Raw genomic sequence first — 13,585 nt, 5'->3', positions numbered from 1 at the left:
GGGGGATTCCGCGGCCTGCGCCGGCCGCGCGGCAGATCCTGGCCGCGGGCCACTGCGTCTCGCGGGGGATGTGTCTCAGCCCGGGAACTCCGCTACGGCCCTTCCGAGGTCACGTTCGAGGTCGCCGGGGGTCTGCAGGCCTCGGCCGGCCAGGTAGTCCAGGCGCTCGCGGGACTCGGGCAGGGCGAGCAGGCTCTGGAACGTGACGGCGTCGGAGCGGACGTCGGTGGGTTCCGCCAGCGTCAGGTCGTTGACGGCGCGCTTGGCTGCCTTGGCTCCTTCGGGCGGGAAGCCCGCGATGCGCTTGGCCAGGCGTTCGACGAAGCCGTCCAGTTCGGCGTCGGGCAGGGCGCGGTTGATCCAGCCGTACCGTTCGGCGAGGTCGGCGTCGAAGTCCTCGGCGCCGGCGATCGCTTCGATGGCCCGGTGCCGGCCGAGCCGCCTCGCCAGATGCTGAACGCCGCCCGCGCCGGGGAGGGCGCCCGTGCCGGACTCGAACTGGCCGAATACCGCGTTCTCGCGCGAGGCGAAGATCATGTCGCAGGCCAGGGCGAGCTCGTTGCCGCCGCCGCGGGCGCGGCCGCGCACCTTGGCGATGGTGATCACCGGGACCCGTGCCAGCTTGTACAGGAACATGCCAAGAGAGGCGTCGCCGGGACCGCCGGCCTTCGCCGCCTCCGCGGTGTACCGCGGGACCGCGGTGAGGTCGACGTGGGCGGAGAAGTAGTCCGGTGAGGCGCTTTCGACGACGACGACACGCACGTCCCCCCGGTCGCTGTACAGGGTGTCGACCAGGGAGACCAGGTCACGGACCAGGTCAACCCCGATGAGGTTGAGCGGGCCGGAGTCGAGTGCGGCGAACAGGACACCGTCCTCCAGCCGGGTCCGGATCGACGAGTAGTTGAAGCTCATGGTGACTCCTTGATCTGAGGGGAGCGGGGTGCAGGGCCGCGCCCGGCGCCGTCTCGAACTGCTTGTGGTGGGGGTCGAAGTGACCGCCTTCCGGCAGGACGAGGCGTTCAGGACGAGGCGTTCGGGCTGCAGCGCCCGCTCGCAGGCCGTCAGCACCAGGTCCGCGCCGGTGACGGACGATCGCCGCGAACCCGGTGTCCCGGAATGCCCGGGCGAACGGCTCGACGCCCTCCTTCGCATCCCCGAAGCCGCAGGCCAAGGTCACGGCCGGGTGCGGGCCGGGGTCATCCGGCAGGAACAGGTGGGGTTCGAGGGTGACGCCTTCGCCCGGAATCTGGGCGGTGGAGACGGACACGAGTCCTCCAAGGAGAAGAGCGCCACCGGCCGCATGGTTACCCGAAGCCGTCTGGTTTCATTATTAAACCAGTATCACGCCTCTTCCCGGCTCGTAAACGGAGGGTGGAGCCCGTCCGGCGGCGAGTGGACGGACGTATGGTTTAATACTGAAACCACTGGTGAGGAGGAAGCTGGTGCGAAAGACGGACCTCAGCGGGGCTTCTTGCCCCGTCGCCCGGTCACTGGGTGAGATCGGCGACTGGTGGTCGCTGCTCATCGTCCGGGACGCCCTGGCCGGCATGACCAGGTTCAGCGAGTTCCAGCGCAGCCTTGGGTGCGCCAAGAACATCCTCAGCGCCCGTCTCGCCAAGCTCGTCGAGAACGGCGTCCTGACCACGGGCCCGGCGTCTGACGGGAGCGCATACACCGAGTACCGGCTCACGCGGAAGGGCAAGGCCCTGCGCGTCCCGCTCGTCGCGCTGCGGCAATGGGGCGAGGACAACCTGTTCACCCCGGACGAGGAACGACTCGGACTCGTCGACCGGCGTGACGGCCTGCCCGTGGCCCACCTCGACATGCGTGCCCACGACGGCAGGGTCCTCGGCCCCGACGACGTCGAAGTCCGCAGCTTCGGCGGCTGAACCGATGACCGCCGACGTCGAGCGGACCCGACGAGGAGTTGTGATGCGGCTAGCCGTGGTCACCTTCCGCCGCCCCGCACGTCATGCCCGGGGCGCCGAACTCACCACGCACTCACGAGCACAGAATCCTCCCACGTCACCGCCGACGTCAGCGCTCGTGCCGCCCCACCGGGACTGACGCTGGGGCTGCGCGTGCGCCCGTGCGTGGTGAGGAGAACAAGGACGGAAGAACGATCATGGGAACACAGGGATCCTCGGCTGCTTGGCGCGGACGGGCGCTGGCACCGGTGCTCATCTACCTGAGCTCGGTGGTGGCGGTGATCAGCAGCCTCGGCGCGCCGCTGATCCCCACCATCGCGGCCGCCGACCACGTGTCGCTGTCCGAGGCCCAGTGGTCCCTGACCATCACGTTGCTGGTCGGGGCCGTGGCCACGCCCACCATGGGACGGCTCGGTGACGGTGCGCTGCGGCGCTCGACGATCCTGGGCGCACTGGCGATCGTGCTGGTGGGGAACACACTGGCGGCCCTTCCCTTCGGCTTCGGCTGGCTCATCGCCGGCAGGGCGCTGCAAGGCGTGGGGCTCAGCCTGATACCACTGACGGTGGCGACCGCCCGGGACAGTCTGCCGCCCGAGCGCTCCCGGCCGGCCATCGCGCTGCTGTCGGTCACCGTCGTTTCCGGCATCGGCGTGGGCTATCCGCTGACCGGTCTGATCGCCGAGCACTTCGGGTTCCACGCGAGTTTCTGGCTGGGCACGGCAGTCAGCGGGACAGCCCTCGCGGCGGCGATGCTCGTCCTGCCGAGCACGCGGCACCTCACCCGGCGTCCCCTGGACGCGACGGGTGCGGTGCTGTTCGGCGCCGCCCTGGCAGGGCTCGTCCTCGTCCTGTGCGAGGGACAGTCGTGGAGATGGACCTCACCCGCACTGCTGGGCCTGGGTGCGGTGTCGCTGGTGTGCCTGGCGGTCTGGATCGTGTTCGAGCTGAAGACCGGACAGCCGCTGGTCGACCTCCGTCTGCTCCGGAACCGCGTGGTGCTCACCGCGGCCGTGGTGGGGCTCATCGCCGGAATGGGCACCTACCTGCTGCTGTCCCTGGTCACTCGGCTGGCCCAGACCCCTGCGGGCCCGAGCGGCGGCTTCGGGGTGTCCATCGTCGTATCCGGGCTGATCCTGATCCCCTTTTCGGTCGGCACCCTGGCGGCGAACAAGGCCGTCCAACTGGTGGCGCAGCGCATGCCGTGGCGGCTGACCCTGCCGCTGGCCTGCGTCGTGACCTTGTCGTCCCTGGTGATGTTCGGACTGGCCCGGACCGACCTGTGGGAGCTCCTGGTCGTGATGGGCCTGAACGGGCTGGGCGTGGGCTGTGTCTTCGCGCTCCTACCCAACCTGGTCGTGACCGCAGTGCCGGCCGGTGACGTCGGCAGCGCCATCGGCTTCAACCAGGTGCTCCGCTACGTCGGATTCACTACCGGAAGCGCCCTGAGTGCCGTCGCGCTCGAATCCCACACCACGGCGGGTGCGGCCCTACCGGACCCCAGCGGCTACGGCGCAGCCGCCGTGTGGGGAATGGTGATCTGCGCGGCGGCCGCGGTGACCGCGATCGTGCTTCCGGGACGACGGCCGTCCGCCCCGAACGTCCGCGAGGACAGCGGGAACCCGACGGTGGCCGAAGGCGCGGGGCCGGCGGCGGTCCTGCCCGCAGAGGGCGAGCAGCTCCGCGGGTGCACCCGGTCGTGAGCGAGGTGGCACTGCCCCGCCCGCACACCGGGGCGTCTCGTGGTCCCGACACGTGAACGCCCTACGGGAACGCCTCGACCTGACAGGCACGCTCGCGACGGGGACGGCGACAGCCCGAAACGGGCCCGCCTGCGCCTCCACCACGCCCTGGTCCCGCTCGCCGACCGGATGCCGGTGACGGCGATGGCCCACGCGTGCGGCGGGTCGTCCGCCGGCGCCCCCGCGACGCCTTTGGCCGCGGCCTTCGGCCATACCCCGGGAGCCCACCGCTGCTGAACCGGATGTGCCTTCGGGCTCGGCCGGCCGGGGCGGCAGGCAGGTCGTCGCCCCGGCCGGCTGCCGCTCACTGCCCCGGCGCGAGGACGTACGTGTTCAGCGTGCCCACCGTGGTCAGCGGGGTGGGCGACCCGGTGTCGTACCGGTCCACGGCCACGTAGTTCGGCTTCTTCCGGGCGGCGGGTGTGCAGAAGTTCTGCGCCCGGTTGAGGATCTTGCCGTTGTCCGTGGCGGCGGTGCCGGCGATGGGATAGTCCCGGAAGTGGTTCATCACGAACAGCGGGTGGAAGGCGGGCGAGTCCGTGGTCAGCGGTCTGTCGGTGCCCCAGCGGCTGTAGCAGGACCAGTCGGAGCCGCCGAGACCGCCGCCCATGGACCAGTAGTTCTCCACGGTCCACTCGCGCTGGTACATCACACCGAAGGTGTCGCGGGTGGCGTACCCGTTCGCGGTGTCGCTCGCCCGGGTCCGGTCGCTGAAGATCAGCAACTGCTTGCCCCGGGCCGCGAGGTCGGCCATGGTGGGCCAGCCCTTGGTGGCGACGCCGTCCTGGTCGGGCCGGTAGAGCACGTCGTACAGGCCGTTGACGGAGGCGAGGGAGGACTTCAGCACGTCGGAGGAGGCGTAGTCCTCCAGGAACACGGTGGCGAACTGGCCGGGGTGGGCCTTGAGGAAGTCCACGATGCGCTGGAGGTCGGTGGCGAGCGGGACGGGGTTGCTCACACCGTCGCAGCTGTTGTGGCACAGCACGGCCTGCCCGGAGACCGGGTAGTCGTCGAGCATGAAGCCCCGTACGCCGTCGGACAGTTGCCGGCTGATGCCGTAGTTCTGGTTGGGGAACAGACTGACCGGGAAGGACGCGAAGTTGCCGTCCGAGCCGTTGGCGAAGGCGTTGTGGGCGGTCAGGAACGTGACCTGGTCGAGGGTGCGGGTGTCCGCGGAGGGCATCGCCGTGGTGGCGTAGGACACCGGCGTGAGGTACCAGCGGGCGAGGTCGCCCGAGGCCCCGACCTGCACGGCGGCCGAGTCGGAGGAGGACCCGGTGAGGTACTGCGAGGTGCCGGGGACGGTGACGGTGTAGGTGCTGCCGGCGCCGGCGGTGATCGTCCAGGTCGTGCCGTCCGCGCCGCAGGCCGCGGTCACCGCGGCGGTGCCGCTGCGGCCCAGGCACGTGCCGGACTCGTCGGCGTTCTGGAGCTGGTAGCCGCCGCCGACCGCGACGGCGGTCCACTGCTGGTGGTCCTCGTTGCCCTTGGGGTTGTGTGCGGCGACGGTGCCGCCGCTGTCGGCGGCGTTGAGGCCGGTGACGTAGTTCTGCAGGTAGACCGAGGAGGCGGGGACCGCGGCCGACGCGGCGCCCGGGAGGAACGCGGGCGCCGACAGGGCGACGACGGCGGAACAGCACAGGACGCGCAAGGGGCGCAGACGCACGGGATATCCCTTCGCTGTGACACGGGTGCCGAAGGTGGCAGAGCCATGAATTACCCGCTGGTAGGTGCGGCGCGCCAGTGCTGTCGCCTGAATTTCGCAGTAGTCAAAGGAACTTGACGCTTCGTCACCGTCGTACCGGTCTCGCCCGCGCCCCGCCGGTGCGGCCGGGGGCCGAGGGGGAGAGGGGAGGAGTGTCCCCTCGTCCGGAGGCAGCCACGACAGGACCGGAGCCCGAGGCCGAGAAGGAGATCCTCGGCCGCATCACGGAAATGATCAGCCAGGAGAAGGACCTCCGTGACCGCCTGGCGCAGGAGGAGATCGACGGGACGACCGAGCACGCCCGGCCGGCCCGCCTGGAGACCGAACTCGATCAGTGCCGGGACCTGCCGCGCCGGCGCCGGGCCAGGGTCGCGTCAGGTCAGGGCCCCGGCGGGGCGAACGTCCGCCCGGCTTCTCAGGTGGAGCGCTACCGGTCCTGAGCGCCGTACCGGCCCGGCGTTCCGGGCCCGACGTTCGGGAGCACGGCCCCCCCGCACCGGCCGGGCCGCCCCTCGCGCCGTCGTACGGGCGTCCCCGTCGCCCGGCGGTACGCCGGCGGCACGCGCCGTCGCCCGGCAGGGACTGGACTCGCCGCTCTCCTGCACCGATCGTTGGCATATGAACGATCACCGCACGGTCCCCGCCACCTCCGCCACCTCAGCCGGATCCGCTGCCGCCCACGGTCCGGGTAACGGTGCGGAGGCCGAGGCGATCCGCGTCTTCCGGGAACGACTGGGCCTTGCCGGACTGATCGACGTCCACACCCACTTCATGCCCGAGCGGGTCCTGCACAAGGTCTGGAACTACTTCGACACGAACGGACCGCTGATCGGCGACCTGGAGTGGCCCATCACCTACCGGCAGGAGGAGGCGGAACGTGTCGCTCTCCTCAGGTCGTTCGGTGTCCGGTCCTTCACCTCGATGCTCTATCCGCACAAGCCCGGCATGGCGGCCTGGCTGAACGCGTGGGCCGCCGACTTCGCCGGCCGCACCCCCGACTGCCTGTACACGGCGACCCTCTTCCCCGAGCCCGGCGTCGAGACGTACGTCCGGGCGGCCGTCGAGGCAGGTGCCCGGGTGTTCAAGGCACATGTGCAGGTGGGGGCGTACGACCCGGCCGACGAGCTCCTCGACGGGGCCTGGGGGCTGCTGGCCGACGCCGGGATTCCCGTCGTGATCCACTGCGGCTCCGGTCCCGCCCCCGGCAAGCACACCGGCCCCGGTCCGGTCGGGCGGGTACTGGCGCGGCATCCGAGGTTGCGGCTGGTCGTCGCGCACATGGGGATGCCGGAGTACGAGGAGTTCGCCGGCCTCGCCGAGCGGTACGCGGAGGTGCGGCTGGACACCACGATGGCGTTCACGGACTTCACCGAGCGGTTCATGCCGTTCCCGCCCCGGGCGCTGCCCCGGATCGCCGCCCTGGGCGACCGCGTCCTGCTCGGCTCCGACTTCCCCAACATCCCCTACCCCTACGTGCACCAGCTCCACGCCCTGGAACGGCTGGAGCTCGGCGACAAGTGGCTGCGTGCGGTGTGCCACGACAACGCGGCCCGCCTCTTCGGGCTGTGACCGGTACCCGTCCGCCGCGCGACGGAGCGCCGTCGGCCCGGCCCGAACGCGGTCAGGCCGTCGGAGCACCACGGGCTGCCGGAAACCGTCCCGCCCGGCGGGCGCGAAGCCGGTGACGGTCTCCCGGCGCACGAGGACGGCACGCCCGTCGGGCAGGGGATCACGGCGGAGCAGGCCGAGGTGCGCACCCAGCGCGGCGGGGCGTGCGGTCAGGTCCCGGGCGAGCACGTCCAGGCGGGCGAGCAGGAACACGGAGAGCCATCGGCGGACGTCCGGTCCCGGCCGAGGATCACCTCCTGCCCGTCCGGTCGAGGGAGGGGATCCCGCTGATCCACATGCGGGCGGAGCCGTCCATGCCGGCGTCCGAGCACCCCCCGCGGCCGGGCCGACCGCCCGTTCAGTCGCCTACGAACCGCACGGTCTCGGTCACTTCGGCCCGACCCGTACGCACCCGCGACGCCCCCGCCTCCTCGAAGCCGACCGCGAGACCGCACAGCAGCACGAGCCGGTCACCGGCACCGACCAGGCGGCCGACCGTCTCGCGGTACATCGTCCACATCACCTGGGGGCAGCTGTGCAGGCCCTCGGCTCTCAGGAGCAGCATGACCGTCTGGAGATACATCCCGGCGTCCGCCCACTGTCCGGGGCCCATCGCCCGGTCGAGGTAGCAGAACAGCACGAGGGGCGCCCCGAACGCCTGCGTGTTCAACGCGGCGACCCTCACCGGCCGTTGCGGGTCCTCACGCGCGATGCCGAGTGCCGCGTACCGCAGGGCGGCCGCCTCGGCGAAGCGCTCCCGGTACGGCGGGGTCAGCTCGGCCGGGTACATCGGGTACTCCCGACCGTCGCCGGGGTCGCCCGCCAGCGCCCTGGCCGTGGCCTGCCGCTTCAGGTCGGCCAGGGGCTCGCCGGAGACCGCGTACACCTGCCAGGGCTGGAGGTTGCCGCTCGACGGCGCCCGTGCGGCCGCGGCCAGGACCCGGGTCAGCACTTCCCTCGGCACCGGCCGTTCGCTGAACGCCCGTACGGCCCGGCGGCTGTCCACCGCCTCGTACACATCCACGCCGGCTCGGCCTTTCGGTAGGGAGGCGACGGGCCCCCGCAACGGGTCCGCGAACTAGGGGAGTTCGACGCTGATGACGTTGCGCAGCATCCCGCGCAGGTGATCCGGCATGTCGATGGTGTCCGGGCTGAGCAGCCACTGGACCTGCAGGCCGTCGAGATAGGCGACCAGATCCGCCGCCAGGTGCGAGGCGTCCACGTGAGGACGCAGCAACCCGCGCCGTGCCAGGTCGTCGACGGCCGACTGCATCTCGCGGCGGGTGCGTTCGTAGCGCGCGGTGAAGTAGGGGCGCGCCGGGTGGTCCGCCGCGGTGGCCTCGCTGGACAGCACCGCGAACAGGCTCACGATGAGGGGGTTGGCCTGGTTGTGCGCGACGAGCCTGATCATCGCGGCGAAGTAGGCGAGGCCGTCCTGGCTGAGCGCACCGGATTCGAGGAAGTGCTCGCCGTCCTGACGGTCGCGGGTCTCCAGGACCGCCTCCAGGAGCGACTCCTTCGTCGGGAAGTGGTGCAGCAGGCCCGCGCGGGAGACACCGCAGGCGGCGGCGAGCTGCACCATGCTCGCGTTGCGGTAGCCCACCTGCCCGAACGCGGTGAACGCGGCCTCGATGATCTGGGCACGCCGCCGTTCCCCCTTGGGGTAGTTCCGCGGGGCCGCCCCCGGCCGAGTCGTTTCCCTTGCCATGAACAAGATGCTAACGACCCCTAGAAACCATCACCCCTGTCGGTATTCTGTTTCCCGGCCGTCCGCCACGAGAGGAGTCCCCCTTGTCGACACCACAGTTGTCGGTTCAGCTCTACTCCGTACGCCAGGCTCTGGAGGCAGACGAGGACGCCGCCCTCGCCCGTCTGGCCGCCCTGGGGCTGACCAACGTCGAGGCCTTCGGCTTCACGCACCGCGCGGACGAACTCGCCGCCGCGCTCGCCCGGCACGGCCTGTCCGCGCGAACCGGACACGCCGGGTTCCTGTCGCCCGACGGTGCGCCGGGGACCGATCTCGACGACACCTTCCGGGCCGCCAGGCGACTGGGCGTGGAGATCCTCTTCGACCCGTTCGTGCCCGCCTCCCGGTGGGCCGACGAGAAGGAGATCGCCCGTACCGCCGCCCTCCTGAACGAGGCCGCCGAGCGCGCCGCCGGGCACGGACTCCGGGTCGGCTACCACAACCACTCGCAGGAGTTCGTGCACACCGTCGCCGGCGTCAGCGCCTTCGACTTCTTCGCGGACCTCCTGAACCCGGAAGTCGCCCTGGAGATCGACCTGTTCTGGGCCGCGGCCGGCGGCAACGACGTCGTCGCCCTCCTCGGCCGGCTGGGCTCGCGGGTACGCGCCCTGCACGTGAAGGACGGCCCCGTCATCGACGACCCGTTCACCTCGGGCGCCCCCTTCGACCCCGCCGACACCGGCCAGGTCGCGGCGGGCCGCGGACAGATCCCGCTGGCCGCCTCGCTCGCCGCGGCACCGCACGCCGAGTACGCCGTCATCGAGTTCGACCACTACGCCGGCGACGTCTTCGAGGGCATCGCGACAGGCATCTCCTACCTGAAGGGCAAGGGCATCGCCTGATGACGGCACACCACCCGGTCGGCGTCGGCATCATCGGCGCCGGCAACATCAGCGACCAGTACCTGACCAGCCTCACCCGCTACCCCGACCTGCACGTGGCCGTCGTGGGCGACCTCGACACCGCGCGCGCCGAGACCCAGGCGCGCGCGTACGGGGTCAAGGAGTGGGGGACGGCCGCGGACGTCCTCGCCCACCCGGACGTCGAGATCATCGTCAACCTGACCGTTCCCGCCGTGCACGCCGAGGTGAGCTCCGCGATCCTGGCCGCCGGCAAGCACGTCTGGTCCGAGAAGCCCATCGCCCTGGACCGCGCCGACGCAGGGGCCCTGCTCGACCAGGCCGCGGCGGCCGGGCTGCGGGTCGGGGTCGCCCCCGACACCATCCTCGGGCCCGGCCTGCAGACCGCCCTGCGCGCGATCGCCCGCGGCGCCATCGGCTCCCCGCTGTCCGCGCAGACCGTCATGCAGTACGCGGGACCCGACCTGTGGCACCCGAACCCGGAGTTCCTCTTCGCCAGGGGCGCCGGCCCCCTGTTCGACATGGGGCCCTACTACCTCACCGCGCTGGTCTGCCTGTTCGGTCCGGTCTCCCGGGTCGCCGCGCTCGGCTCGACCGCCCGCACGGTCCGCACCGTGCGCAGCGGGGAGCGCGCCGGCACCGAGTTCACCGTCGCCGTACCCACCCATGTCTCCGCGCTCACCCAGTTCGAGAGCGGCGGCGTCGGCCAGAGCGTCTTCAGCTTCGACTCCCCGCTCACCCGCACTGGGTTCGTGGAGATCACCGGCACCGAGGGCACCCTGGTCCTGCCCGACCCCAACACCTTCGCGGGCGAGGTCAGGATCACCCGCGTGCCGCAGCGGGGCCGGGAGGCGGAGTGGGAGACCGTCCCGCTCGTCGGTGTGGAGGGCGGCCGCGGCCTCGGGGTCCTGGACATGGCGCGGGCCGTCCGCCGCGGAACCCCGCACATCGCCGGCGGAGACCTCGCCTACCACGTCCTGGACACCATGGTGTCCATCGACGAGGCCGTCACCTCCGGCGAGACCGTCCGCGTCGGCAGCACGACACCCGCGATACCGCTCGTCCCCGAGGACCGCGACCCCTACGAAGCCACCCTCTGACCGCAGGCCGGCGCGGCGGCGCCGATCGCGACCGGCGCCCAACCGATCGCCGTCCACAGGCAATTGACGCGGTGGTCGGGCGGCTGCTTCACTGGTCCAGTGGCTGAGCCACTGGACCAACTGGTCGCAGAACCGGCGGACCGCTCGACCAGCGAGCCGCCGACCGCTGAACCACTCACCGAAGCCTGGGAGATCCTCCGTGGCCGTCGAGAGCATTCCGCGCCGAACCGTGGTCGACCTGCTAGAAGCACGGCTGCGCGAGGACATCCTCAGCGGCACCCACGGCCCCGGAACCCTGCTGCCCCCCGAGCGGGAGCTGGCCGCCGGGTACGGGGTCACCCGTACGACGCTGAAGCACGCGCTGACGCGGCTGGAGCAGGCCGGACTGCTGAGCACCCGGCACGGCATCGGCACCCGCGTCCTGGACTACCTGCGGATCGGCGGCGCCGACCTGCTGCCGATGCTGGCGGCGCAGGACCCCGCGTGGCTGCGGGAGGTCTTCGAGGTGCGCCGGCACATCGGCTCCCTGATCGCCGGCCGCGCGGCCGACCGGCGCACGGAACGGCAGGCCCGGCGGCTGGACCACCTGCTGCGTCAGGTCGCGGACGGCCCTGACGCCGACGCCGTCCAGCTCGCCGACGTGGAAGTGCACCGCGAACTGGCGCGGGCCACGGGCAACCGGGTCTACCTGCTCCTCACGAACACGCTGTTCAACGCCTATCTTCCGGTACGGGCCGCGCTGCGGGCGCCGTTCGAGGACGCGGCGCGGGCGGCGGACCGCCTCGCGCCGGTGGTACGGGCCGTGGCCGGCCGGGACGCCGAGGCGGCGCGGCGCGCGGCGGAGACGTATCTGGCCGACACCGAGAAGATCATGCTCGGTTCACTGAGCAGCCCGCGCGGGCGTCCGCCCGCCGGCACCCCCCGGTAGCCGCACTTCCCGGCCGCGACTGCGCGGGTACCGGCTCCCTTCGACGCACGGCGTCCGCGGCGCACCGGCCTGCCCCCGGCGCGGCCCCGTTCATGCGGGGACGCCTGTTCTTCCCCCGCCGCTGATATGTCATGCCCCGGACAATTCTGCCCGGGGCGGGACCCCCATGACGGCCGCCCGTTCACCGTGGGCGCGGCGGCGACCGACAACACGAGGAGCATGGTGAACAGATCGAGCAAGAGACGCAGCGTCCTCATCGGCGTGATGCTGTCCGCGGTCATCGGCGGCTCCGTGCAGCCGGCGATCGCGGCGCCGGCGCGGGAGGCGGGGGACCAGGCCGGGGCGTTCCGCACGTCTCCGGTGCTGTCGACCGAACAGGACGTCGCGCAGGCGCTGTCCGCCTCGTTGCGCGGCCCGCGGTGGCGCGAGCAGATCCGCAGGGCCGCACTCGGCGGCGCGGACGTGGACCTCCAGGCACTGGCGAGCAGCACCGCCGCCCCCGAGGGCAGGAACCTCTTCGCCTCCGTCTCCGCCGCGGACCACCGCATCGCCACCCTGAAGGGCCTGCCCGCGTCGACCGGCTCGCTGCTGCGCGTCCGGCTGGGCGCGCCGGCCATGCGGTCGCACCTGAACGCCGGAGTCACACCCTGGATCGCCGTCGCCGCGGCCGACGACGACGCCAGGACCATCACGGCGTACGACAGTCAGGGCCGCACCCACACCGTCGACACCGCGCGCGTCCCCGAACGCCCGCTGTACATCCTGGACATCGACGTCACCAAGGCCCACCGGGCCGGCCTGAAGGTGCTGCAGAAGGCCTTCGCCGACAAGGGCCTGACCTCCCTCGCGTCGTCGAAGGCCGTGAACAGCGCCAACGCCGCGAGCACGGCGGGCTGGTGGGCGACCAAGGTCACGGCCGTCGAGGTGAACGACGACCAGGAGCCCTGGTTCAAGGGCGCCGCCGAGATGTTCTCGCTGGTCACCGGCTTCGGCAAGGACGGCACGGCGCGCGTCGACTCGGTGGACATGCCCTACCTGGACTACGGCGGCACCGTCTACTACCCGAACCAGATCCTGGTCAACTGGTCCAACTACAAGTACAACCTGGCCGACGTCGTCATGATGGAGGACGACGACGGCACCAACTACCGCGCGCTGGCCGAGGCGATCACCACGGCGCTGCTCACCGTGACCGACCAGGGCACCTACATCCCGCTGGTGAACGCGGTCCTGGGCGCGATCCCCGACGGCTGGTTCACCGACGACCCCGACTACGTGGAGTCCTGGTACACCCTCGCCCAGAACTCGACGGGCCGGCTGAACGGCGCCTCGGGCAACGGCTGGATGACCGTAGAGCCCTACTTCGTCGAGGAGTTCTAGACCGCACCCCCAAGCGCGGACCGGCCGCCGCTCGCCCGGGGAAATGAGCGGCAGGTTCCCCGGGTACGCGGTACGGTGCGCCGATGCCAGCGATCAAGAAGTTCCAAGTCACCTTCGACTGCGCGGAGCCTGAGCGCGTCGCCCGCTTCTGGTGCGAAGTCCTGGGCTACGTCATGCCGTCGCCACCGGAGGGGTTCGCCACCTGGGACGACTACAACCGCAGCCTGCCTCCCGAGAAGCAGGGAGCATGGTCCTCCTGCAGTGATCCCTCAGGCGTGGGCCCGCGTCTGTACTTCCAGCGGGTCCCCGAAGGCAAGGCCGTCAAGAACCGGGTGCATCTCGACGTCCGGGTCGGCACCGGGCTCGTGGGTGACGAGCGCCTCGCCGTGCTCGAAGCCGAGTGCGCACGCCTGGTCGCGCTCGGCGCCACCCACGTGCAGACGCTGTACGCTGACGAGGAGAACGAGTCGTGCATCCCGATGCTGGACATCGAGGGCAACGAGTTCTGCATCGACTGAACATCCGATGAGCCCGGGGGAGTGGGACGCGACCTTCCCCGGGCCTCTCCGGACTCGCGTGGAGCGCGGACA

General features: G+C 71.6%; 13 protein-coding genes. 9 read left to right on the top strand and 4 right to left on the bottom strand.

Annotation, left to right across the window (positions count from 1 at the left end):
* Window positions 1-75: 75 nt before the first annotated feature.
* Entirely contained in the window at window positions 76-912 is an 837-nt protein-coding gene (locus tag BLW82_RS01635) for an enoyl-CoA hydratase/isomerase family protein (protein ID WP_177232796.1), read from the bottom strand.
* Between the two features lie 527 nt (window positions 913-1,439).
* Here BLW82_RS01635 and BLW82_RS01630 point away from each other — a divergent pair.
* Together BLW82_RS01630 and BLW82_RS01625 are read left to right on the top strand one after the other, a co-directional pair.
* Entirely contained in the window at window positions 1,440-1,889 is a 450-nt protein-coding gene (locus BLW82_RS01630) for a winged helix-turn-helix transcriptional regulator (RefSeq protein WP_093507781.1), read from the top strand.
* Between the two features lie 236 nt (window positions 1,890-2,125).
* Window positions 2,126-3,628, top strand: coding sequence for an MFS transporter (locus BLW82_RS01625; RefSeq protein WP_093497108.1), 1,503 nt, complete (start codon window positions 2,126-2,128; stop codon window positions 3,626-3,628).
* A gap of 343 nt (window positions 3,629-3,971) precedes the next feature.
* Here the strand turns inward: BLW82_RS01625 and BLW82_RS01615 are convergent, their stop codons facing one another.
* On the bottom strand, window positions 3,972-5,327 hold the full coding sequence (locus BLW82_RS01615; RefSeq protein WP_093507780.1) for a phosphoinositide-specific phospholipase C-related protein: 1,356 nt from the start codon (window positions 5,325-5,327) through the stop codon (window positions 3,972-3,974).
* Between the two features lie 197 nt (window positions 5,328-5,524).
* Between BLW82_RS01615 and BLW82_RS01610 the strand changes: the two genes are divergently transcribed.
* Together BLW82_RS01610 and BLW82_RS01605 are read left to right on the top strand one after the other, a co-directional pair.
* Window positions 5,525-5,812 (top strand): DUF2630 family protein, encoded by a 288-nt coding sequence (locus BLW82_RS01610; protein WP_256215590.1) that lies wholly within the window; start codon window positions 5,525-5,527, stop codon window positions 5,810-5,812.
* Window positions 5,813-5,990: 178 nt separating this feature from the next.
* The gene (locus BLW82_RS01605; protein WP_093497107.1) at window positions 5,991-6,941 is read left to right on the top strand and encodes an amidohydrolase family protein; all 951 of its coding nucleotides are present in this window, start codon (window positions 5,991-5,993) and stop codon (window positions 6,939-6,941) included.
* A 397-nt stretch (window positions 6,942-7,338) separates the two neighbouring features.
* Here BLW82_RS01605 and BLW82_RS01600 read toward each other — a convergent pair whose 3' ends face one another.
* Both BLW82_RS01600 and BLW82_RS01595 read right to left on the bottom strand, forming a co-directional pair.
* On the bottom strand, window positions 7,339-8,004 hold the full coding sequence (locus tag BLW82_RS01600) for a nitroreductase (RefSeq protein ID WP_093497106.1): 666 nt from the start codon (window positions 8,002-8,004) through the stop codon (window positions 7,339-7,341).
* 54 nt (window positions 8,005-8,058) lie between these two features.
* The gene (locus BLW82_RS01595) at window positions 8,059-8,688 is read right to left on the bottom strand and encodes a TetR/AcrR family transcriptional regulator (protein ID WP_093497105.1); all 630 of its coding nucleotides are present in this window, start codon (window positions 8,686-8,688) and stop codon (window positions 8,059-8,061) included.
* A gap of 83 nt (window positions 8,689-8,771) precedes the next feature.
* On the opposite strand from BLW82_RS01595, the gene BLW82_RS01590 reads away from it, so the two are divergent.
* From BLW82_RS01590 to BLW82_RS01570, 5 genes are all read left to right on the top strand, one after another.
* Complete coding sequence (locus tag BLW82_RS01590; protein WP_093497104.1) at window positions 8,772-9,569, top strand: sugar phosphate isomerase/epimerase family protein; 798 nt, start codon at window positions 8,772-8,774, stop codon at window positions 9,567-9,569.
* On the top strand, window positions 9,569-10,687 hold the full coding sequence (locus tag BLW82_RS01585) for a Gfo/Idh/MocA family protein (RefSeq protein WP_093497103.1): 1,119 nt from the start codon (window positions 9,569-9,571) through the stop codon (window positions 10,685-10,687). Before BLW82_RS01590 ends, BLW82_RS01585 begins: the two co-directional genes overlap by 1 nt.
* A 199-nt stretch (window positions 10,688-10,886) precedes the next feature.
* Window positions 10,887-11,615, top strand: a complete 729-nt coding sequence (locus BLW82_RS01580) for a FadR/GntR family transcriptional regulator (protein WP_093497102.1) — start codon at window positions 10,887-10,889, stop codon at window positions 11,613-11,615.
* A 219-nt stretch (window positions 11,616-11,834) separates the two neighbouring features.
* The gene (locus BLW82_RS01575) at window positions 11,835-12,995 is read left to right on the top strand and encodes a DUF3103 family protein (RefSeq protein WP_093507778.1); all 1,161 of its coding nucleotides are present in this window, start codon (window positions 11,835-11,837) and stop codon (window positions 12,993-12,995) included.
* Between the two features lie 83 nt (window positions 12,996-13,078).
* Complete coding sequence (locus BLW82_RS01570) at window positions 13,079-13,513, top strand: VOC family protein (protein ID WP_093497101.1); 435 nt, start codon at window positions 13,079-13,081, stop codon at window positions 13,511-13,513.
* The last annotated feature ends 72 nt before the right edge of the window (window positions 13,514-13,585 follow it).

It is taken from the genome of Streptomyces sp. Ag109_O5-10, assembly GCF_900105755.1.
Classification (GTDB): domain Bacteria; phylum Actinomycetota; class Actinomycetes; order Streptomycetales; family Streptomycetaceae; genus Streptomyces.
Note: the sequence above shows the minus strand (reverse complement) of the source record. Positions and strands in the feature narration are given on the sequence as shown.